Source organism: Pseudomonas sp. BRM28, assembly GCF_002939405.1.
Lineage (GTDB): Bacteria > Pseudomonadota > Gammaproteobacteria > Pseudomonadales > Pseudomonadaceae > Aquipseudomonas > Aquipseudomonas palmensis.
In genome coordinates, this window is record NZ_PEFV01000001.1 from 2,456,639 (window position 1) to 2,477,692 (window position 21,054).

A 21,054-nucleotide genomic window follows, 5' to 3' on the forward strand; every position below is an offset into this window, starting at 1 on the left:
GGAGGGGCGCCATTCTACCTATGGGCCTCTTTAAGTAAACGGTAGAATAGCCGCACATTTCTCGACAGGGGGTAGCCGATGGAGGCTCTCGACGCATTGCTCAACCGTGTTTCCGTTCCTCGCCTGGTAGAGCCGGCACCTGATGCTGCGCAGCGCGAGTTGCTGTTTCGGGCGGCCTCGCGTGCGCCGGACCATGGCCAATTGCGGCCCTGGCGGTTCCTGACCATCGAAGGCGCGGCCCGCGAACAATTGGGGGCGCTGCTGGCCGAGGCGGTGAAGGAGCAGGGCGAAACCACCGAGGCAGCGCTGGAAAAGGCCCATGCCATGCCGCTGCGGGCGCCGTTGCTGATTGTGGTGATCGCGAACGTGCAGGATCACTTCAAGGTGCCCAAGTCCGAGCAGCGGCTGGCGGCCGCGTGTGCGGCGCATGCCATTCTGCTGGCGGCATATGCCCAGGGGATCGGCGCGGTGTGGCGAACCGGCGAGCTGTCCTACAGCCCGCAGGTGGCCAAGGGCCTCGGGTTGGCGGATACCGAAGAGCTGATCGGCTTCCTGTATGTGGGCACGCCGCTTAACCCGCCGCGTACGGCGCCAGTGGTGTCTGTCGAGGCGTTTGTCAGCGCCTGGGAGCAGCCCCGCTAAGCTATACAGGCATCAGATGGCCCTTTCGCTGGCAAAGCCAGCTCCCACAGGTGCGCACTTGCCCTGGAGGACGGTGACATGCCTGTGGGGGCCGGCTTGCCAGCGAAGAAGCCACCACCCGTCTTTATTCAGGCGCTAGCCGGCCCCGCCACCGGCAACTCCAGCGTCGCCACGAACCCGCCCTGCGCATGGTTGCCCAGCACCAGGCTGCCACCATGACGTTCCGCCGCCTTGCGCGCGATCGCCAGGCCCAGGCCATGCCCGGCCGTGGTCTGCCCCGGAGCGCGGAAAAACGGCTCGCCCAACTGCGCCAGGTGCTCGTCGGCCACCCCCGGCCCGTGGTCGCGCACCGTCAGCACGATACGCTCGCCTTCACGCTGTGCACTCATCTCGATCGGTTGCCCCGGCGGATTGAAGCGCACGGCATTGCGCAGCAGGTTGTCCAGCGCACGTTCGATCAGTGTCGGCCAGCCCTGCAGGCTCAGCCCAGGCGTGTCGTGCAGCTGGATGTCCTGTTCCGGCGCTGCGAGCTGAGCATCCTTGCGCACGCTGGCCAGCAGCGCATTGAGGTCGACCGGTTCTGCGCTGGCGCTTTCGGCATCCACCCGCGCCAACACCAGGATTTCGCTGATCAACGCCTCGAGGCGGTCGCACTCGCGGGTCAGGCGCGGCCAGTAGGCCTGCTGCTGTGCAGGCTCTGCCCGCTCGGCCAGGGCCAGGGCGATCCGCAGGCGTGCCAGCGGTGAGCGCAGTTCATGGGACACGTCACGCAGCAGTTGGCGCTGGCTGGCAATCAGGCTCTGCAGGCGCGCGCCCATGCGGTTGAAGTCATTGGCCAGCACACCGAACTCGTCGCGCCGGTTGGCCAGGCGTGCCAGGCTGTTCTGCTGGTAGGTGGTCTGCCCCAGGTCATGTACCGCGCCACGCAGGCGACTGAGGGGGCGGGTGATCGACAGGGTCACCAGCAGGCTGAACAGGGTCAGTACCACCAGGGCAATGCCCAATGCACTCAGCGGCCACAGCAGGCTGTCGCGGTGCCAGGCGTCGAGTTCGGGGTGAGGGATGCGGTAGATCAGCAGGTAGGTGTCGCCCGTGCCGGGGCTGGTGTACTCCTCGGTGAGGCGTCGCCAGGGCAGCGGCTCGCCGTTGTGCCGGCGCGCCTCGAAGGCTGCTGCGCGGCGCGGGAACGTGCCTGGCACCACGGCCTCGCCGCTTTCGTTGAGCACCTGCACGTCGATGTTGTAGCGCCGCTTGCGCAGCTCCAGATAACGCTGCGCGGCCTCGGGCCCTTGCTGTTCGTAGCGCGCCGACCAGTTCATGGCCAGGGTATTGAGCCCCGGGTGGCGGCTGAGGATCCAGGCGTCCTGATTGAGCATGTGGCCGAGCAGGATCGACAGCCCGGCAACCAGGGTGATGGCCAGCCAGAAGCTGGCCAGGATGCGCCAGAACAGTGAACGCAAGGGCATTACCTCAAACGAAAGAAGCCCGACCTGCGGGGGCAGGTCGGGCGGGGTGTGGACAGCTTACTGGGCCTTGCTGGCTTTTTCAGCTTTCCAGGCTTTGAACTCGGCCCACTCGGCCTTGCGCTCTGCCTGCTTCTTCTTCATTTCATCGAACTGCTTCTGCTGCTCTGGCTTGAGCATGCCGCGGATCTGGGTGTCGACCTTGTCGTGGCTTGCCTTGAGTTCGTCCTTGAGTGCCTTCTGGTCGGCTGCCGGCAGCTTGGCCAGGTAGCGCTGGGTGATTTCGTGGCGGCTCTTCATCTGCTCGCCCATCAGTTGACGGATCTGCTGGCGCTGCTCGCGGGTCAGGTCCAGCTGGGCGAAAGGCGCTCCACCGCGTTGGTGCTCGGCGCCGTGACGGGGGCCGCCATCGGGCATGGCCATGGCTACGGTTGGCAGGGCGGCAGCGAACATCAGGGCGATAAGGGTCTTGCGCATGGTGACTCTCCTTGTTGAGGCCGGTCGTTACCGGATGTGCCCAGTCTAGGGAGATCAAGGTCAGCGGCGGTCAGGCAAGGGTAAAGCTTGGGTAAAGACGGTGGGCGAGGGTGTTTACACGGTGGGGCGTTGGCGTGCGCCCCTTTGCCAGCAAGGCTGGCGCCTACAGGCTGTAGTAATAGCCGCGGCTGCGCAGGGCGACGATGCGCGGCCTGCCATCGGGATGCGGGCCGATCTTCTTGCGCAGGTTGCTGACGTGCATGTCCAGGCTACGGTCGTACAGGGTCAGCTTGCGGCCCAGGGCGAGCTGCGCCAGTTCCTGTTTGTCCAGCGGCTCACCCGGCTGGCCCAGCAGGGCTTCGAGAATGCGGCTTTCGGAAAGGGTCAGGGTCAGCTCGCGTTCGTCGATGTCGACCACGCCACGGGCGGGGCTGAAGCGCAGGTCGCCCACTTCCATCTGGGTGGGTGTGGCGGCCGGGTGGCTGCGGCGCAGCACGGCGCGCAGCCGCGCGGTGAGCTCGCGGGGGTCGCAGGGCTTGGCCAGGTAGTCGTCGGCGCCCAGTTCCAGGCCCAGGATACGGTCCAGCGGCTCGCCGCGAGCAGACAGCATCAGCACTGGCAGTTCGGCGTGGTCGCTGCGCAATTGCTTGAGCAGTTCCAGGCCGCTGCCGTCGGGCAGCATCACATCCAGCACCACCGCTGCCGGGGCATGCTCGGCCAGGGCCTTGCGGGCGCTCTGGCCATCATGGCAGGCACGCACCTGAAAGCCTTCCTGGGTCAGCCAGCTGCTCAGCAGCTCACACAGTTCCTGGTCATCATCAATCAGTAGCAGCTCGCTCATGTCTCACTCAATTCAACCATTGCCGGCGCCGTCTGTGGCTGCCACTGGCAAAGATACCGCAGAGCACGGCCAACAGGGCAACTCCGGCACCAATCACGAACCATTGCTGCTGATCGGTGAGCAGCTTGGGCAGCGGGTTGGCCTGGTGTTGCTCGAGCTGCTGCTTCAGGCGCTGGTTCTCCTGGCGCAGGCGGGTCAACTGGGCGCTTTCGCGCTCGTTCTCGGCATTTTTCAGCTGCTGCTTGAGCGCTTCGTGCTGGCGCTCACTTTCCTTGAGGCGTTGCTGCAGCTCGGAGATCTGGCTACCCGCACTCAACGACAAAGGGGTGCTGGCGGAGGCTTCGGCGGCCTTGGCGAGCGGGGTCAGCAGCAACAGGCACAGCAGCATGGACAACGGACCTTGACGCATCGGAACTCCTTGATTCCAATCGGGTGTTGCGTAGGTTGTCGGCAGGTGGACGAGAATGATGAACATTCGAGTGGATTTTAAGGCGTAGCACTACAGGCCCGCTGTAGTGGGCAAAGCCAGGAAGGGGAGCAGCGAGTGTGTGCGAAGGTGCCCAGAAGGTGAGGCGAACCGGCGCGACGACGGGCTCGTCGCGCCGATCAGGTTACGGCAGGACCTGCTTGAACGGCTTCACCAGCACTTCGGCATATACACCCGCCGCAATGTAAGGGTCCGCATCTGCCCAGGCCTTGGCAGCCTCGAGCGACTCGAACTCGGCGACGATCAGGCTGCCACTGAACCCGGCCGCGCCAGGGTCGTTGCTGTCGATCGCCGGGTGCGGGCCGGCCAGTACGATGCGGCCTTCGGCCTTGAGCTGCTGCAGGCGCTCAAGGTGCGCCGGGCGTGCAGCCAGGCGGGCTTGCAGCGAATCGGCAACGTCTGTGGCGATGATGGCGTAGAGCATGTCAGTCCTCGGTCTTGGGGGTAGTAGGGTCGCTGTCGTGCAGGTGACGGGACAGGTAGACACCCTGGCCCACCAGGAACAGTACGGTCATGCCCAGGCTGCCGAATACCTTGAAGTCCACCCAGATGTCCTGGAAGGTGAAGGCAACGAACAGGTTGGCCGCGCCGCAGAACAGGAAGAACGCGATCCACGCCAGGTTCAGGCGCGTCCACACCGGCTCGGGCAAGGTCAGCGCATGGCCCATGATGCGCTTGATCAATACACGGTCACCAATGAAGTGACTGCCCGCAAAAGCGGTGGCGAACAGCCAGTTCACAGCCGGGGCCTTCCACTTGAGGAAGGTCTCGCTATGGAAGGCCAGGGTCAGGCCGCCAAATACCAGGCATGCCACCAGGGTCAGCCACTGGCCCTTCTCCAGCTTGCGCTGGCGGATCAGCAATGCGCCATACACCACCAGCGAACTGATGATCAGCACCGCCGTGGCGCTGTAGATGCCGCCCAGCTCGAACGACTGGCCGGCAACGTCGACCGTGCGCGGGTCGAGCTTGTAGACGATGAAAAACAGGAACAACGGGATGAAATCGATGAATTGTTTCACAGTGGCAGCCAGAAGCAGGATGTGACGGCATAATAACAAACATCAATGAGAGCGTATGCGCCACCTATGAATGTTGATCTGCACTGCCACAGCACCGCTTCCGATGGCGCCCTGTCGCCCACGGCGCTGGTCGCTCGCGCCCACGAACACGGCGTGCGGATGCTTTCGCTGACCGACCACGACACCCTCGAAGGCCAGCTCGAAGCCCAGGCTGCCACCCAGGCGCTGGACATGCAGTGGGTCAGCGGGGTCGAGCTGTCCTGCACCTGGGGCGGGGCGACGATTCACATCCTGGGCTACAACTTCCCGCTCGATGCCGAACCGCTGCAGCGCGCCGTCGAGTCGCTGCACCGTGGACGCTGGCTGCGCTCCGAGGAAATCGACCGGCGGCTGGCGCTCAAGGGCATGCCCGGCGCGCTGGACGGCGCCCGTGCCATCCAGCAGGAGCTGGGCGACAGCGGCAATGCGCCGGCCCGTCCGCACTTTGCCGAGTACCTGGTGCGTGCCGGCCACGTCAAGGACCGCGGCGAAGCCTTTCGCAAGTGGCTGGGCGCCGGCAAGCTGGGGGATGTGAAGCTGCACTGGCCAAGCCTGGAAGACACCGTGCAGACCCTGCGCCAGTCCCACGCATGGGTCAGCCTTGCCCACCCGATGCACTACGAATTAACCCGCAGCAAGCGTCGACGCCTGATTGCCGACTATATTCAAGCAGGTGGCCAGGCGCTGGAAGTGGTGAACGGGATGATGCCCGCCGAACAGGTGGGCACGATGTCGATCCTGGCCCGTGAGTTCGGTCTGCTGGCCAGCGCCGGCAGCGATTTCCATGGCCCGGGCGCCTGGTCTGAGATCGGTGTCTACCGGCCGTTGCCGGAGGACCTGCCACCCCTGTGGCGTCGATTCAAACATGAGCAGCCCACTGCACCCGTCTGAACAGGTAGAAAACGTGAGTCAATTTTTCCAGATTCATGCGGAAAACCCGCAACCGCGCCTGATCAAGCAGGCCGTCGAGATCATCCGCAAGGGTGGGGTGGTGGTCTACCCTACCGATTCGTCCTACGCCATGGGTTGCCAGATCGGCGACAAGTCTGCCGTGGAGCGCGTGCGCCGCTTGCGCGGGCTGGACAAGAGCCACAACTTCACGCTGATCTGCTGCGACCTGTCGCAGATGGGCCTGTTCGCCAAGATCGACACCGCCACGTTCCGCCTGCTCAAGGCGCATGTGCCGGGGCCCTATACCTTCATCCTCAATGGCACCCGCGAAGTACCGCGCCTGCTGTTGCACGAGAAGCGCCGCACCATCGGCCTGCGCGTGCCGCAAAACCCCATTCTGCTGGCCTTGCTCGAAGAGCTGGGCGAGCCGTTGATGAGCGTCAGCCTGATCCTGCCAGGCGACGACGAACCCATGACCGACCCGTACGAGATCCGTCAGCGCCTGGAAAAACAGGTCGACCTGATCATCGACGGCGGTTACGGCGACCTCAAGGCCTCCACCATCATCGACCTGACCGGGGAGGAGGCGGTGCTGGTGCGTGAAGGCTGCGGCGACCCGGCGCCCTTCATGGCCGAAGCGTGAACCAGGTCGCTGCGGTCGAGCCGGCCCTGGACCCACAGGCCGGCGCCCAGCAGGAGCTGCCACTGGTGATGGTGTATGGCGAAGCCATGACCGAGATGCCGGTGGACCTGTACATCCCGCCCGATGCGCTGGAAGTGTTCCTCGAAGCCTTCGAGGGCCCGCTCGACCTGCTGCTGTACCTGATTCGCAAGCAGAACGTGGATATTCTCGACATCCCGGTGGCGGAGATCACGCGCCAGTACATGGGCTATGTCGAGCTGATGAAGACCGTACGCCTGGAACTGGCCGCCGAGTACCTGGTGATGGCCGCGATGCTGGCCGAGATCAAGTCGCGCATGCTGCTGCCGCGCTCGGCCGAAGTGGAGCAGGAAGAGGACGATCCGCGTGCCGAACTGATTCGCCGGCTGCAGGAGTACGAACGTTTCAAGGCCGCCGCCGAAGGCATCGACGGCCTGAGCCGGGTTGGCCGCGAGGTGATCGTACCGCGCCTGGAGGCACCCCAGGCCAAGGCGCGCAAGCTGTTGCCCGACGTTGCGCTGGAAGAGGTGCTGATGTCGATGGCCGAGGTGCTGCGCCGCGGCGACATGTTCGAGAGCCATCAGGTCAGCCGCGAGGCGCTGTCGACCCGCGAGCGCATGAGCGATGTGCTCGAGCGCCTCAAGGGCGGCGGCTTCGTGCCCTTCGTCGAGCTGTTCACGGCCGAGGAGGGCAAGCTGGGGGTGGTGGTGACCTTCATGGCCATCCTCGAACTGGTCAAGGAATCTCTCGTCGAACTGGTGCAGAATGAGCCCTTCGCTCCCATCCATGTCCGCGCCCGGGCCGAGTAACCGTACACGAGCACCCCAATGAACCTGACCGACCCCCGTGACCTGGCGCCGCTGCTGGAAGCCTTCCTGCTCGCCTCTGGCAAGGCGCAATCGTTGGAGCGCCTGTACGAGCTGTTCGAAGAGGCCGAGCGCCCTGAGCCCGGCGTGTTCAAGAAGGCCCTCGAGGTGCTGCGCAAGTCCTGTGCCGGGCGCGCGTTCGAGCTCAAGGAGGTGGCCTCGGGCTACCGCCTGCAGATCCGCGAGGACTACGCGCCCTGGGTCGGGCGGCTGTGGGAAGAACGGCCGCAGCGCTATTCGCGTGCGTTGCTCGAAACCATTGCGCTGATCGCCTATCGCCAGCCGATCACCCGTGGCGAGATCGAGGATGTGCGGGGCGTGGCGGTGAACACCAATATCATCAAGACCCTGCTCGAGCGCGAGTGGGTGCGCATCGTGGGCTACCGCGAAGTGCCCGGTAAACCGGCGATGTTCGCCACCACCAAGGCCTTTCTCGACCACTTCAACCTGAAGAACCTCGACGAGCTGCCCTCGCTGGCCGAGTTGCGCGAGATGGAACCCGAGCCATTGCTGGAAGTGGATGATGCACCGGTGCCGGCCCACCTGCAGGCCCTGGCCGACGAGAGCGCCGAGCCCGAAGCCCCGGTCGAGGAGACCAGCTTTCACAGCCTGTTGCTGGAGCTGGACTCGATGGAGCAGGGGCTCAAGACCGACTTCGACGACCTGCTCGAGCAAGCCGATGAACCCGATGAGGGCCAGGCAGCGCCCGGTTCGCCGCAGGGATGAGCGGCCTTCGAGCGGAAAACAGCGTCCTGGGGTGCAATATCGGCTAGTCTGTGGTGCGTTTGTCGTCGGTTCGGCGTATGATTCGCGACCTTTTTTGGCGCTTGTTTGGCCAATTCAATGATTTTCAGCAGCACTACACCGGGAGGTGCCCAGATGAGTGAACAGGATCTGCACGATAGCCCGCCGCGTCCAGCCGGCGAAAAACTGCAAAAGGTACTCGCGCGCATCGGCGTGGGTTCGCGCCGCGACGTCGAGGCCTGGATCAGCCAGGGTCGCATCAAGGTCAATGGCGTGGACGCCACCCTTGGCCAGCGCGTCGACATGCACGACGCGATTTCGGTCGACGGCCGCCTGATCAAGCGTGAAGAAGCCGCCGAGACCGTGCGCCGCGTCATCATGTACAACAAGCCCGACGGCGAGATCTGCACCCGTGACGACCCGGAAGGTCGCCCGACCGTGTTCGATCGCCTGCCGCGCCCGAAAGAGGGCCGCTGGATCAACGTCGGTCGCCTGGACATCAACACCACCGGCCTGCTGATGTTCACCACCGATGGTGAGCTGGCCAACCGCCTGATGCACCCGTCGTCCGAAATGGACCGTGAATACGCAGTGCGTGTACGCGGCGAAGTGGACGAAGACATGATCGCGCGCCTGAAGGCGGGCGTGGTGCTCGAAGACGGTCCGGCGCGTTTCACCGACATCCAGGAAGCCCCGGGCGGTGAAGGTTTCAACCACTGGTACCACTGCGTGGTGATGGAAGGCCGCAACCGTGAGGTGCGTCGCCTGTGGGAATCCCAGGGCCTGGTGGTCAGCCGCCTGAAGCGTGTGCGCTTTGGCCCGGTGTTCCTCAACAGCGACCTGCCGATGGGCCGCTGGCGCGAAATGAGCCAGGGCGAAGTGGACATCCTGGCTGCCGAAGTGGGGCTCAAGCCGGTGGCGATGCCAGCGATGAAGGCCAAGGTCAAGGACAAGCTCGAGCGCATGCAGCGCAAGTCGTCCAAGCCGGTGGGCCGTGGCGAGCGCGTGCGCACCCTGCGCCCGGCCAAGGAAGGTGGCGCGACCACCGAGCGCGCAGCGCGCCAGCCGCGTGACGACTCGCCACGCAAGGGCCGCAGCACCGTGGCCGAGCGTCCGAGCGACATGAACAAGCGCAAGCCGGCCGGCTCCGCACCCAAGCGGCCGGGCAGCAGCCGTGGCAAGCCGCCGCGGGCTGAGTAAGCGCTCACACAAGCCAACCTTCGGGTTGGCTTTTTTGTGCCTGTGGTGTTTTCACGTGCCCTTCGCCGGCAAGGCCGGCTCCTACAGGCATTGCACTCGCAGTGTAGGAGTCGGCGTTGCCGGCGGAGGGCCGGCGCAGACACTCCAAGGCAACCAGTGGAAACTTTTTGAACCACGTCGTAAATAATTCGTTACGACTTGTGGCGTACTGATTGGGCAAGCCAGCCCATCCTTCAGGCTGTAAACAAACCTTGCCGAAAACGTCGGCGACCCTCACCTTCCGTCCACGTCAACCTCTTGCCCAACCCCCGCAACCACGGTGTGATAGCCGCCATTGCCAAGTGCAAAAGCCCCGCCGCAGAGCCGGGCAAGCCATAACAAGAAATGGAGGCGCCATGCACGCCGTACACTCCCCCAGGCTTCAGAACCCCCGCCGGACCGCTGCGTCTTGTCATCCGACAGTCACGCAACGTGTTGACCCCTGCGCCAAAGCAAGGGTATACAATGCGCCGCGTTTTAACTGTGACCCAACTGCGTACCGCGCAACCTTGCTGACTCCGGGCTGATTCGCCTCGGGCTGCCGCCCGTACCGAAGGCTCTGGTCCAAGACTCCTCAAGGTATACCACCTTGTTAATTCCGCTGCGCCACGAGCGCGGTGGGTCCGATTCCGTCACAGATAAAAACAAACAGGTGACTCCGTTCATGAGTGGACAAAACTCGCATTCAGGTGAGCTCAAGCGTGGCCTGAAAAACCGCCACATCCAGCTGATCGCCCTCGGTGGCGCCATCGGCACCGGCCTGTTCCTGGGGTCGGCCGGGGTGATGCAATCGGCCGGCCCGTCGATGATCCTGGGCTATGCGATCTGCGGCTTCATTGCCTTCCTGATCATGCGCCAGCTGGGCGAGATGATCGTCGAAGAGCCGGTGGCCGGCTCCTTCGCCCACTTCGCCCACAAGTACTGGGGCGGTTTCGCCGGCTTCCTGTCGGGCTGGAACTGCTGGGTGCTGTACATCCTGGTGGGGATGTCGGAGCTGACCGCGGTCGGCAAGTATGTCCACTACTGGTGGCCGGAGATCCCCACCTGGGCCTCGGCAGCCGCATTCTTCATCCTCATCAACGCGATCAACCTGGCCAACGTGAAGGTGTTCGGCGAGGCGGAGTTCTGGTTCGCGATCATCAAGGTGCTGGCCATCGTCGGCATGATCGGCCTGGGCAGCTACCTGCTGGTCAGTGGCAGCGGCGGCCCTGAAGCCTCGGTCACCAACCTGTGGGCCCACGGCGGTTTCTTCCCGCACGGCGTCGGCGGCCTGGTGATGGCCATGGCGATCATCATGTTCTCCTTCGGCGGCCTGGAAATGCTCGGGTTCACCGCAGCCGAGGCCGACAAGCCGAAGACCGTGATCCCCAAGGCGATCAACCAGGTCATCTACCGCATCCTGATCTTCTACATCGGTGCCCTGGTGGTACTGCTGTCGCTGACCCCGTGGGACAGCCTGGTCAGCAGCCTGACCAGCTCGGGCGATGCCTACAGCGCCAGCCCGTTCGTGCAGGTGTTCTCGCTGCTGGGCAGCAACACCGCAGCGCATATCCTCAACTTCGTGGTGCTGACCGCGGCGCTGTCGGTGTACAACAGCGGCACCTACTGCAACGCGCGCATGCTCTACGGCATGGCCGAGCAGGGTGATGCGCCGGCCAGCCTGGCCAAGATCGACAAGCGTGGCGTGCCGGTACGCTCGATTCTGGCGTCGGCAGCCGTTACCGTGGTGGCGGTGCTGCTCAACTACCTGATGCCGCACAGCGCCCTGGAGCTGCTGATGTCGCTGGTGGTGGCGACCCTGGTGATCAACTGGGCGATGATCAGCTACTCGCACCTCAAGTTCCGCCAGCACATGGACCGTACCGGTCAGAAGTCGCTGTTCCGCGCGCTGATCTACCCCTACGGCAACTACCTCTGCCTGGCGTTCGTGGTGTTCATCCTGGGCATCATGCTGCTGATGCCGGGCATCCGTGTATCGGTGTACGCGATTCCGGTATGGCTGGTGGTGATGTGGGGCTTCTACTGGCTCAAGAGCAAGCGCAGCGCCAACGGCGCCCCTGCAGTGCCGAGCGCCGCCCTCAAGTAAGCGCAGGATGCTGCAATGAAAGCCCGGCCTTGTGCCGGGCTTTTTGGTTTTGTGCACCAGGGCGGGTATCCTGAAGGCCAATTCGCGCAAAGCCAGGCCCATGCTGATCATTTCCAACGCCGTGCACATTCCCGATGACGAGATCGAATTGAACGCCATTCGCGCCCAGGGCGCCGGTGGGCAGAACGTCAACAAGGTCTCCAGCGCCGTGCACCTGCGCTTTGACATCAATGCCTCGTCACTGCCGCCGTTTCACAAGGAGCGGTTGCTGGGCCTGCGTGACAGCCGGATCACCAGCGACGGGGTGATCGTGCTCAAGGCCCAGCAATACCGTACCCAGGAGCAGAACCGGGCCGACGCCCTGGAGCGCTTGCGCGAACTGATTCTGGCGGCGGTGAAGGTCGAGAAGGCGCGGCGGCCTACGCGCCCGACCCTGGGCTCCAAGACCCGTCGCCTGGAGTCAAAGAGCAAGCGCGGGGCGATCAAGGCCGGGCGCGGCAAGATCGACTACTGAAGCGTGTGGCGTACCGGGTTCAGTCGTGCCTGGCGGTACAGGTAAAGGCTGAGCAGCAGGCCGCACAAGGCGGCGATTGCCGCAAACAGAAAGATCGAGGCAAAGCCGAAACCTGCCGCCACGGCCCCCGCCAGTGGGCCAGTGATACCCAGCGACAGGTCGATGAACAGTGAGTAGGCCCCCACCGCGGCACCGCGGTTGGCTGCCGGCACCAGATTGACCGCCTCTACCCCCAGCGCCGGGAATACCAGCGAAAAGCCGAAGCCGCTCAGTGCCGCACCGGCCAGTGCCAGTTCGGCGCTGGGGGCCAGCCACAGCAGCAACAGGCCGATCGTCTCCACGCTCAGGCAGGCAATGGCGACACGGTAGCCGCCCAGACGGTTGATCAGGTTGCCGAACAGCAGGCGTGCGCTGATGAAGCTGGCGCCGAACAGGCTCAGGCACAGCGCGGCGTTGTGCCAGGACTGGCTGGCGTAGTACAGGGTAATGAAGGTGGCGATGGTGCCAAAGCCGATCGAGCCCAGCGCCAGCCCCGAGCCATGCCCGAACACCCGCCCCAGCACGTGCAGAAACGGCATGCGCACGCCACTGACGATCGGCGCCGCCTGCTTGGGCCAGGCCAGCGCCAGGCCTGCCGCGCACAGCAGCAGGATGCTCACGCCCATGCTCCACAGCCCCAGCTGCTGTACCAGCACCACCCCCAGCGGTGCGCCGATGGCCAGCGCGCCGTAGCTGGCGATGCCGTTCCAGGAGATCACCTTGGCGGTGTGCTGCGCGCCCACCCGGCCGATGCCCCAGCCGATGGCGCCCGAACCCACCAGGCTTTCGGCGCTGCCCAGCACCAGGCGCCCCACCAGCAGGCTGGTCAGGCTCATCCAGGGCGTGGCCTGCAGCCAGGCGGCCAGCAACATGAACACGCCGCTCAGGCCGCAGCCGGCCAGGCCGTACATCACCGCACGCTTGCAGCCCTGATTGTCGATGAGGCGGCTGGCATAGGGGCGGCTGAGCAGGGTGGCGAGGTATTGCACGCTGATCACCAGGCCGGCGACCACGGCGCCGAACCCCAGGGTGTCGTGCACGAAGCCGGGCAGCACGGCCAGGGGAATGCCGATGTTGAGGTAGCCGATGAAGGTGAACAGCACGATGGAGACGACTTGCAGGGTGACCGCCAGGGGGCGCGGTGTGACAGGCATGGAAGGTCCGGGAGGTGACGGGCTGGAGTGCCTATCATAGACCTGTGGAACGCGGGGAGGGTTCTTGGCGGTGTGAAAACCCGTTGCCGGGGTCGTCCCCTGTCGTAGTGGTTTTCACACGCCGGGTAGTGCGCGGTTTATTCCTGTTCGGCGCTCGGGGTTTCGTCGCCATCGGAATCTGCCACGTGGGCAGGTTCGGCGCTGAGAGGAGCAGCAGGCTGCTCGGCTTGGTTCAGGCTTGGGAAGGGAAGATTCGGGATTTCATGCATCTCGTCGTTCCTCGCAAGTTTATAAGGTGGAAAGGCTGCGCAAGGCGCGCTTGGCTTCGATAAAGCCTGGGCAGGATACAGGAGTCTGGATGACAGTATGAATTTTCCTGCTGATTGGTGGCCTTCAACGGCTTCGCCGGCACGGCCAGCGCCTACACGGATCGACGTCGTCCCTGTAGGAGCCGGCCTTGCCGACGAAGGGTTCAGCGACAGACGTCCGCGATGGCCGCCGCCAGCACCTGCAGCCTGGCCGCATCCGCCCCGGCGATGTTCGCCCGCCCGGTACCGACCATGTACACACTGTGCTTCTCGCGCAGTTGCGTCACTTGCTGCGGTGAGAGGCCGGTGTAGGAGAACATTCCGCGTTGCGCGGCGATATGCGCGAACCGCTCGCTCAGCCCATGGGGCTGCAGCGCCTCGACCAGGCCGACCCGCAGCATGGCGATGCGCTGGCGCATGGCGTCGACTTCGTCGGCCCACAGGCGCTTGAGCGCCGGATCGCCAAGAATCGTCGCCACCACCGCCGCGCCATGGTCTGGCGGCGTCGACCACAGGTTGCGTGCAATCGATGCCAGCTGACTGCGCACATCCTGCAGCTTTTCGGCGCTGTCGGCGCATACCAGCAGCGCACCGGTGCGCTCGCGGTACAGGCCGAAGTTCTTCGAGCACGAACTGGTCACCAGCAGCTCCGGCAGGGCCTGGGCAAACAGCCTCACGGCCCAGGCATCCTGCTCCAGCCCGTCACCGAAGCCCTGGTAGGCGAAGTCGATCAGCGGCAGCAGTTCGCGGCGCTTGACCACTTCCAGCACCGCCTGCCAGTCCTGCTTCGACAGGTCGAAGCCGGTGGGGTTGTGGCAGCAGGCGTGCAGCAGCACCACGTCGCCCGTGGGCACCGATTCCAGTGCCGCGAGCATGCCGGTCACGTTCAGGCGGTTGTCTGCGCCCACATAGGGGTAGTGGCTGACCTTCAGGCCGGCACTGGCGAACAGCGTTTCGTGGATCGGCCAGGTCGGGTCGCTCAGCCAGATGCCACGCCCTGGCAGGCACTGGCGGATGAACTCCGCCGCCAGTCGCAGTGCGCCGGTGCCGCCCGGGGTTTGCGTGGCGCCTGCGCGCCGGGCTGCGAGCAGTGGCGCGTCGTCACCGAGTACCAGTTGCGCGATCAGTTGTCCGAAGGCTGCATCCCCGTGACCGCCTACGTAGCTCTTGCTGGTCTGGCCGTCGAGCAGGCGCTGTTCGGCCAGCTTGACCGCCCTGGGCACCGGGGTAAGGCCCTGGGCGTCCTTGAACAGGCCAACCCCCAGGTCGAACCTGTCGGGGTTGGTGTCCCTGGCGTACGCCTCCATCAGCCCCAGAATCGGGTCGCCCGGCACGCGCGCGATGGCGCCGAAGTGCATTACTTGCGACCTTCTGCGGTGCTGGCGACCTCATCGGTGCGCGCGGCCATGATGAAGTCGTTGCGGTGCAGGCCCTTGATCGAGTGGCTCCACCAGGTCACGGTGACCTTGCCCCACTCGGTCAGCAGGCCAGGGTGATGGCCTTCGGCTTCGGAGATCTCGCCCACTGCGTTGGTGAACGCCAGGGCATGTTTGAAATTCTTGAACAGGAACACTTTTTCCAGCTGCATGATGCCGTCGCGCACTTCGATGTTCCAATCCGGGATCTGCTTGATCAGTACCGGCAGTTCTTCGTCGCTGACCTGTGGGGCGTCGGCACGGCAGGCTTCGCAATGGGCTTGGTTCAAGGCGTTCATAGGTGATTCTTCCGCAAGTGGTTGTTATAGGTGTACAGGGTGGCTCAAGCGGCCACCTTGGGGGGGAATTTGGGGGCGTGCAGGCCCAGCTGCATGGCGCGTTGAACCATGCCCATGATGTCTTCGTGGGCCAGGTCGAACAAGCGCTTGAGCTGCGGCAGGGCGAAGTACACCGGCTGCAGGATATCGATGCGGTAAGGCGTGCGCATGGCCTCGAGCGGATCGAAGGCCTGGTGTTCCGGTTCGTCGGACAGGCTGTAGACGGTCTCCTTGGGCGAGGAGAGGATGCCGCCGCCGTAGATCCTGCGGCCCTGCGGGGTGTCCACCAGGCCGAACTCGATGGTCATCCAGTACAGGCGGGCCAGGTAGACGCGCTGTTCCTTGGTCGCGGCCAGGCCGAGCTTGCCGTAGGTGTGGGTGAATTCGGCAAACCAGGGGTTGGTCAGCAGCGGGCAGTGGCCGAAGATCTCGTGAAAGATGTCGGGCTCTTGCAGATAGTCGAGTTCTTCTTCGGTGCGAATGAAGGTGGCCACCGGAAAGCGCTTGCTGGCCAGCAGTTCGAAGAAGGTCTGGAAGGGGATCAGGGCCGGCACGCGGGCAACTTGCCAGCCGGTGGTGGCGCCCAGTACCTGGTTGATCTCGCTCAGTTGCGGAATGCGGTCATGAGGCAGGTTCAGTTGTTCGATGCCGTCCAGGTACTCCTGGCACGCGCGCCCCTCGATCACCTTCAGCTGGCGGGTGATCAGGGTATTCCACACCGCATGTTCCTGCGGCGGGTAATCGATAAAACCCTGCGCATCGGGCTCGCGGGCCACGTAGTGCGTCTGTTTCATGCTGCTCTCCTGATGAGGGCCTTTATTGTTATAGGGTGGCTTTCGCCATGCCCTAGGAATACCCCCTCACCCTGGTGTTTGCATCCCGTTGCCTCGTGCCCGGCGGGCCGTTCAACCGTATTTTTGTAACGCAGATTTTACGGTGGTGCCGAAGTGCCGAGAAAACGCAGGTGCTGGTAGCTGTGAATCCGCCTTTTTGTAACGTATTCTTTACGAGAATTCATGCCGTTGTGCAGATAGTTGGCCTCGTCTTCTTGTTTGTAGGACCTTTCATGCGTATCAAAGTGCACTGCCAGAACCGCATCGGTATCTTGCGCGACATGCTCAACCTGCTGGTCGAGTACGGGATCAACGTGGCCCGCGGCGAGGTGGGGGGCGAGCATGGCAATGCCATCTACCTGCACTGCCCGAACCTGATCAACCTGCAGTTCCAGGCGCTGCGCCCCAAGTTCGAAGCCATTACCGGCGTGTTCGGGGTCAAGCGGGTGGGCCTGATGCCCAGCGAGCGCCGGCACATGGAGCTCAATGCCTTGCTGGGTGCGCTGGATTTTCCCGTGCTGTCGATCGACATGGGGGGCTCGATCGTCGCGGCCAACCGTTCGGCGGCGCAGTTGCTCGGGGTGCGGGTGGACGAAGTGCCGGGCATTGCATTGTCGCGGTATGCCGAGGATTTCGACCTGCCGGAGTTGGTGCGGGCCAACAAGTCACGCATCAACGGCTTGCGGGTGAAGATCAAAGGCGATGTGTTCCTGGCCGATATCGCACCGCTGCAGTCCGAGCACGATGACAGCGAGGCGCTGGCAGGGGCCGTGCTGACCCTGCACCGGGCTGACCGAATCGGCGAACGCATCTACAACGTGCGCAAGCAGGAGCTGCGTGGGTTCGACAGCATTTTCCAGAGCTCCAGGGTGATGGCGGCGGTGGTGCGCGAGGCACGTCGCATGGCGCCGCTGGATGCGCCACTGCTGATCGAGGGCGAGACCGGTACCGGCAAGGAGTTGCTGGCCCGTGCCTGCCACCTGGCCAGTCCGCGTGGGCAGGCGCCGCTGATGGCGCTCAACTGTGCCGGGCTGCCCGAGTCGATGGCCGAGACCGAGCTGTTCGGCTACGGGCCGGGGGCGTTCGAAGGCGCCCGCGCCGAGGGCAAGCTTGGCCTGCTGGAACTGACCGCGGGCGGCACGCTGTTTCTCGACGGCGTGGGTGAGATGAGCCCGCGCCTGCAGGTGAAGCTGTTGCGCTTTCTGCAGGACGGTTGCTTTCGCCGGGTGGGCAGTGACGAGGAGGTGTACCTGGATGTGCGGGTGATCTGCGCGACCCAGGTGGACTTGTCGGAGTTGTGCGCCCGCGGCGAGTTTCGCCAGGACCTGTATCACCGCCTCAACGTGCTGTCGCTGCACATTCCACCGCTGCGCGAATGCCTGGACGGCCTGGCGCCGCTGGTGGAGCATTTTCTCGACCAGGCCAGCCGCCAGATCGGCTGCCCGTTGCCGAGCCTGGCACCGGCGGCGATGGAGCGCCTGAGCCAATACCATTGGCCGGGCAACGTGCGGCAACTGGAGAACGTACTGTTCCAGGCGGTTTCATTGTGCGACGGCGGGGTGGTCAAGGCCGAGCATATTCGCCTGCCCGATTATGGCGCGCGCCAACCTTTGGGCGAGTTTTCCCTAGAAGGTGACTTGTCGCAAATAGTCGGTCGTTTCGAAAAAGCCGTACTTGAAAGTTTGCAGGGTGAATTCCCCAGTAGCAGAGCACTGGGTAAACGCCTGGGCGTTTCGCATACCACCATTGCCAACAAGTTGCGTGATTACGCAATCGGCAAAGTTGTGGAGTGACTTTAAAGGCGGGGAAGTTACTGTTTGCAGCGAGGGTGCGCCTCGTCGACACAAGGCCCGAGGCGCAACTACCGTCAGTGTGCTCTATCAGCCGTTGGAGCACCCGTTACCCATGACGCGGTATTCGAGAATGTGCTTCTGGCCTTGGGAGTCCTCGTAGGTCATGCGGGCCGGAACCACTTCGCAGACGTTCGGGACTTCGGTCATGGAAATGACTTTGGCGATGTCCAGATGTTGCGAGTAACTGTATTGTTCAACCGGAATCTGCTCGGCGGAAACATCTGCAACTTCAGCCGCCATGGCCGATGCGCAAAAACTACCGAGTGCCAATACCAGTAAAGCTTTCATCTTCAAGTTACCTGTCTAAGGTCGTAAGGGGTCACGCTGCGCTTGTGGCGCGGCGTGTGCAGCAAGTTGAAACTTTCAGGGTTATCGCGGGATTAACATGCCTTCGTGGGGGCTGTTACCAGTTAATTCGCGTTGCCGTTGCTGGCGAGGTGAATTCTAGGAGTGTGGCGGGCCCCGAAACAGAGCCCGTTTTGATAAACACTGTTGGCGGAAACTGTAACAATCAGTTGAAATTTCACCTCGGGATTTATTTTTCTATCTGTTGCCGCGCTGGAACGCCCGTGCCAGAGCGGTCGGCGCGCAGTGTTGGACCAAATGCAGGTCCCGTTACTACCAACGTCGAATGGCCCTTGGCGCTCTGGTACAGTTAAAACGAGGTCATACAAAAACAACTATTACACCGAGGTAACAAAGATGAGTGCGGCTCCCCTGTATCCCGTGCGTCCCGAGGTTGCGGCCAACACGCTGACCGACGAGGCGACCTACAAGGCCATGTACCAGCAGTCGGTGATCAACCCTGACGGCTTCTGGCGCGAGCAAGCTCAGCGCCTCGAGTGGATCAAGCCCTTCACCAAGGTCAAGCAGACCTCGTTCGACGACCACCATGTCGACATCAAGTGGTTTGCCGACGGCACTCTGAACGTTTCCTACAACTGCCTGGACCGTCACCTGGCCGAGCGTGGGGATCAGCTGGCGATCATCTGGGAAGGCGACGACCCTTCCGAGCACCGCAACATCACCTATCGCGAACTGCACGAGCAGGTCTGCAAGTTCGCCAACGCCCTGCGTGGCCAGGACGTTCACCGCGGCGACGTGGTGACCATCTACATGCCGATGATTCCCGAAGCCGTGGTCGCCATGCTGGCGTGCGCGCGTATCGGCGCGATCCACTCGGTGGTGTTCGGCGGCTTCTCGCCCGAGGCGCTGGCCGGCCGCATCATCGACTGCAAGTCCAAGGTCGTGATCACCGCCGACGAAGGGCTGCGTGGCGGGCGTCGTACCGCACTCAAGGCCAACGTCGACCTGGCGCTGACCAACCCGGAAACCGCCAGCGTGCAGAAGATCATCGTGTGCAAGCGCACCGGTGGCGACATTGCCTGGCACCAGCACCGCGACATCTGGTACGAAGACCTGATGAAAGTGGCTTCTGCCCATTGCGCGCCGAAAGAGATGGGCGCCGAAGAAGCGCTGTTCATCCTCTATACCTCCGGCTCCACCGGCAAGCCCAAGGGCGTGCTGCACACCACTGGCGGCTACCTGGTATACGCCTCGCTGACCCATGAGCGCGTGTTCGACTATCGCCCTGGTGACGTGTACTGGTGTACCGCCGACGTGGGCTGGGTGACCGGCCACAGCTACATCGTCTATGGCCCGCTGGCCAACGGCGCCACCACCCTGCTGTTCGAAGGCGTGCCGAACTACCCGGACATCACCCGTGTGGCGAAGATCGTCGACAAGCACAAGGTCAACATCCTCTACACCGCGCCCACCGCCATTCGCGCGATGATGGCCGAAGGTCAGGCGGCCATGAAGGATGCCGACGGTTCGAGCCTGCGCCTGCTGGGCTCGGTGGGGGAGCCGATCAACCCTGAAGCCTGGAACTGGTACCACACCACCGTGGGCAAGGAGCGTTGCCCGATCGTCGACACCTGGTGGCAGACCGAGACCGGCGGCATCCTGATCAGCCCGCTGCCGGGCGCCACTGCGCTCAAGCCGGGCTCGGCCACCCGTCCGTTCTTCGGCGTGGTGCCGGCGCTGGTGGACAACCTGGGCAACCTGATCGACGGCGCCGCCGAGGGCAACCTGGTGATCCTCGATTCGTGGCCGGGCCAGTCGCGTTCGCTGTACGGCGATCACGACCGTTTCGTCGACACCTACTTCAAGACCTTCCGCGGCATGTACTTCACCGGTGACGGCGCGCGCCGCGACGAAGACGGCTACTACTGGATCACCGGCCGGGTCGACGACGTACTCAACGTCTCGGGCCACCGCATGGGGACCGCCGAGATCGAGAGCGCCATGGTTGCGCACCCGAAGGTCGCCGAGGCGGCGGTCGTCGGTGTGCCGCATGATCTGAAGGGGCAGGGCATCTATGTCTACGTCACGCTCAACGGTGGCGAGGAGCCGAGCGAAGCATTGCGTCTGGAGCTGAAGAACTGGGTGCGCAAGGAGATCGGGCCGATCGCCTCGCCAGACGTGATCCAGTGGGCACCAGGGCTGCCTAAAACCCGCTCGGGCAAGATCATGCGCCGTATCCTGCGCAAGATCGCCACGGCCGAGTACGACGGCCTGGGCGACATCTCGACGCTGGCCGACCCGGGTGTGGTGCAGCACCTGATCGACACGCACAAGTCGATGAACCTGGCGTCAGCCTGAGTCATCGCCGGCAGGCCGGCCCTTGTAGGGCGACCTGCCGGCGATAGGGCCGGTTGGCTGTCAGCACAAAGCCCCGCACTGCGGGGCTTTTTCATGCCTGTTACGCCGACTTTCATCGGTAACCTTTTCTGTCACCGGTTTCGCACACAAACGGGGCATTGGGAAACGCCGCCGCCCGATCCGGGCGCATCCACCACGCCAATTTTGCATGGCTGCCACGCTGCACTTGCCGGATTACAAGGCTTTGCCAATAATGGGCGCGGTTATTGCTTGATTGATAGGTTATTTGTCTCTCGCTTTTGCATATTCCGCGAAAGCTGTCAATATCTCCGACCCTGACTTCCGGCGCTTCTGTAACTAGTTGTCGCATTGAAGAAATATCGGGTTCGGAGCTGTCGCTAAAATGCCAATCACTCGCTCGTGATGCCTCGACCCTGTTTCGTCGAGCCCTGCGCAGCTCGCGTTGTACCCATTCGCA

Annotated in this window: 22 protein-coding genes; 10 read left to right on the forward strand and 12 right to left on the reverse strand. The window is 63.8% G+C overall.

Features of this window, described 5'->3' with window-relative positions; genetic code table 11:
• Nucleotides 1-78: 78 nt before the first annotated feature.
• Nucleotides 79-642 carry a nitroreductase family protein gene (locus CR917_RS11715; protein ID WP_104572315.1) on the forward strand — a complete coding sequence of 188 codons (564 nt, stop codon included), beginning with the start codon at nucleotides 79-81 and terminating at the stop codon, nucleotides 640-642.
• Nucleotides 643-770: 128 nt separating this feature from the next.
• Here the strand turns inward: CR917_RS11715 and CR917_RS11720 are convergent, their stop codons facing one another.
• The 6 genes from CR917_RS11720 to CR917_RS11745 all read right to left on the reverse strand — a co-directional run bounded on the left by CR917_RS11720 (nucleotide 771) and on the right by CR917_RS11745 (nucleotide 4,932).
• Entirely contained in the window at nucleotides 771-2,108 is a 1,338-nt protein-coding gene (locus tag CR917_RS11720) for a HAMP domain-containing sensor histidine kinase (RefSeq protein ID WP_043864116.1), read from the reverse strand.
• Between the two features lie 57 nt (nucleotides 2,109-2,165).
• Nucleotides 2,166-2,582: a Spy/CpxP family protein refolding chaperone gene (locus tag CR917_RS11725; RefSeq protein WP_043864115.1), complete on the reverse strand. Its 417-nt coding sequence runs from the start codon at nucleotides 2,580-2,582 to the stop codon at nucleotides 2,166-2,168.
• Nucleotides 2,583-2,745: 163 nt separating this feature from the next.
• Nucleotides 2,746-3,423, reverse strand: a complete 678-nt coding sequence (locus CR917_RS11730) for a response regulator transcription factor (RefSeq protein ID WP_043864114.1) — start codon at nucleotides 3,421-3,423, stop codon at nucleotides 2,746-2,748.
• 7 nt (nucleotides 3,424-3,430) lie between these two features.
• The gene (locus tag CR917_RS11735; RefSeq protein ID WP_043864113.1) at nucleotides 3,431-3,832 is read right to left on the reverse strand and encodes a translation initiation factor 2; all 402 of its coding nucleotides are present in this window, start codon (nucleotides 3,830-3,832) and stop codon (nucleotides 3,431-3,433) included.
• 202 nt (nucleotides 3,833-4,034) lie between these two features.
• Nucleotides 4,035-4,334, reverse strand: coding sequence for a YciI family protein (locus tag CR917_RS11740; RefSeq protein ID WP_088514522.1), 300 nt, complete (start codon nucleotides 4,332-4,334; stop codon nucleotides 4,035-4,037).
• 1 nt (nucleotide 4,335) lies between these two features.
• Entirely contained in the window at nucleotides 4,336-4,932 is a 597-nt protein-coding gene (locus CR917_RS11745) for a septation protein A (RefSeq protein ID WP_043864111.1), read from the reverse strand.
• Nucleotides 4,933-4,998: 66 nt separating this feature from the next.
• Here CR917_RS11745 and CR917_RS11750 point away from each other — a divergent pair, with 66 nt between their 5' ends.
• From CR917_RS11750 to arfB, 7 genes are all read left to right on the forward strand, one after another.
• Nucleotides 4,999-5,862, forward strand: a complete 864-nt coding sequence (locus CR917_RS11750; RefSeq protein ID WP_043864110.1) for a PHP domain-containing protein — start codon at nucleotides 4,999-5,001, stop codon at nucleotides 5,860-5,862.
• A 13-nt stretch (nucleotides 5,863-5,875) separates the two neighbouring features.
• A complete protein-coding gene (locus CR917_RS11755) occupies nucleotides 5,876-6,505 on the forward strand; it encodes an L-threonylcarbamoyladenylate synthase (protein ID WP_043864297.1) in 630 nt (209 codons plus the stop codon).
• 128 nt (nucleotides 6,506-6,633) lie between these two features.
• Entirely contained in the window at nucleotides 6,634-7,332 is a 699-nt protein-coding gene (locus CR917_RS11760; protein WP_162484885.1) for a ScpA family protein, read from the forward strand.
• An 18-nt stretch (nucleotides 7,333-7,350) separates the two neighbouring features.
• Nucleotides 7,351-8,115: an SMC-Scp complex subunit ScpB gene (scpB, locus tag CR917_RS11765; RefSeq protein WP_043864108.1), complete on the forward strand. Its 765-nt coding sequence runs from the start codon at nucleotides 7,351-7,353 to the stop codon at nucleotides 8,113-8,115.
• A gap of 153 nt (nucleotides 8,116-8,268) precedes the next feature.
• Nucleotides 8,269-9,333 carry a 23S rRNA pseudouridine(2605) synthase RluB gene (gene rluB / locus CR917_RS11770; protein WP_054916588.1) on the forward strand — a complete coding sequence of 355 codons (1,065 nt, stop codon included), beginning with the start codon at nucleotides 8,269-8,271 and terminating at the stop codon, nucleotides 9,331-9,333.
• A gap of 703 nt (nucleotides 9,334-10,036) precedes the next feature.
• Nucleotides 10,037-11,458, forward strand: a complete 1,422-nt coding sequence (locus tag CR917_RS11775) for an amino acid permease (protein ID WP_043864106.1) — start codon at nucleotides 10,037-10,039, stop codon at nucleotides 11,456-11,458.
• A 100-nt stretch (nucleotides 11,459-11,558) separates the two neighbouring features.
• Nucleotides 11,559-11,972, forward strand: coding sequence for an alternative ribosome rescue aminoacyl-tRNA hydrolase ArfB (gene arfB / locus CR917_RS11780; RefSeq protein ID WP_043864296.1), 414 nt, complete (start codon nucleotides 11,559-11,561; stop codon nucleotides 11,970-11,972).
• Here arfB and CR917_RS11785 read toward each other — a convergent pair.
• The 5 genes from CR917_RS11785 to phhA form a co-directional block, all read right to left on the reverse strand.
• A complete protein-coding gene (locus tag CR917_RS11785) occupies nucleotides 11,966-13,165 on the reverse strand; it encodes an MFS transporter (protein ID WP_058540765.1) in 1,200 nt (399 codons plus the stop codon). The two genes, arfB and CR917_RS11785, sit on opposite strands and share 7 nt — an antisense overlap.
• A gap of 137 nt (nucleotides 13,166-13,302) precedes the next feature.
• Nucleotides 13,303-13,434: a hypothetical protein gene (locus CR917_RS27680; protein ID WP_255002693.1), complete on the reverse strand. Its 132-nt coding sequence runs from the start codon at nucleotides 13,432-13,434 to the stop codon at nucleotides 13,303-13,305.
• Nucleotides 13,435-13,637: 203 nt separating this feature from the next.
• Nucleotides 13,638-14,831 carry an amino acid aminotransferase gene (locus CR917_RS11790; RefSeq protein WP_104572316.1) on the reverse strand — a complete coding sequence of 398 codons (1,194 nt, stop codon included), beginning with the start codon at nucleotides 14,829-14,831 and terminating at the stop codon, nucleotides 13,638-13,640.
• A complete protein-coding gene (locus tag CR917_RS11795; protein ID WP_036994257.1) occupies nucleotides 14,831-15,187 on the reverse strand; it encodes a 4a-hydroxytetrahydrobiopterin dehydratase in 357 nt (118 codons plus the stop codon). The genes CR917_RS11790 and CR917_RS11795 overlap by 1 nt, the downstream gene beginning before the upstream one ends.
• A gap of 44 nt (nucleotides 15,188-15,231) precedes the next feature.
• Nucleotides 15,232-16,020: a phenylalanine 4-monooxygenase gene (gene phhA, locus CR917_RS11800; RefSeq protein ID WP_043860279.1), complete on the reverse strand. Its 789-nt coding sequence runs from the start codon at nucleotides 16,018-16,020 to the stop codon at nucleotides 15,232-15,234.
• Between the two features lie 272 nt (nucleotides 16,021-16,292).
• Here phhA and CR917_RS11805 point away from each other — a divergent pair, with 272 nt between their 5' ends.
• Complete coding sequence (locus CR917_RS11805; RefSeq protein ID WP_043860280.1) at nucleotides 16,293-17,852, forward strand: sigma-54-dependent phenylalanine hydroxylase transcriptional regulator PhhR; 1,560 nt, start codon at nucleotides 16,293-16,295, stop codon at nucleotides 17,850-17,852.
• 87 nt (nucleotides 17,853-17,939) lie between these two features.
• Here the strand turns inward: CR917_RS11805 and CR917_RS11810 are convergent, their stop codons facing one another.
• Nucleotides 17,940-18,200, reverse strand: coding sequence for a DUF2790 domain-containing protein (locus tag CR917_RS11810; protein ID WP_043860281.1), 261 nt, complete (start codon nucleotides 18,198-18,200; stop codon nucleotides 17,940-17,942).
• Nucleotides 18,201-18,614: 414 nt separating this feature from the next.
• On the opposite strand from CR917_RS11810, the gene acs reads away from it, so the two are divergent.
• Complete coding sequence (gene acs, locus CR917_RS11815) at nucleotides 18,615-20,576, forward strand: acetate--CoA ligase (RefSeq protein ID WP_043860282.1); 1,962 nt, start codon at nucleotides 18,615-18,617, stop codon at nucleotides 20,574-20,576.
• Nucleotides 20,577-21,054: the final 478 nt, after the last annotated feature.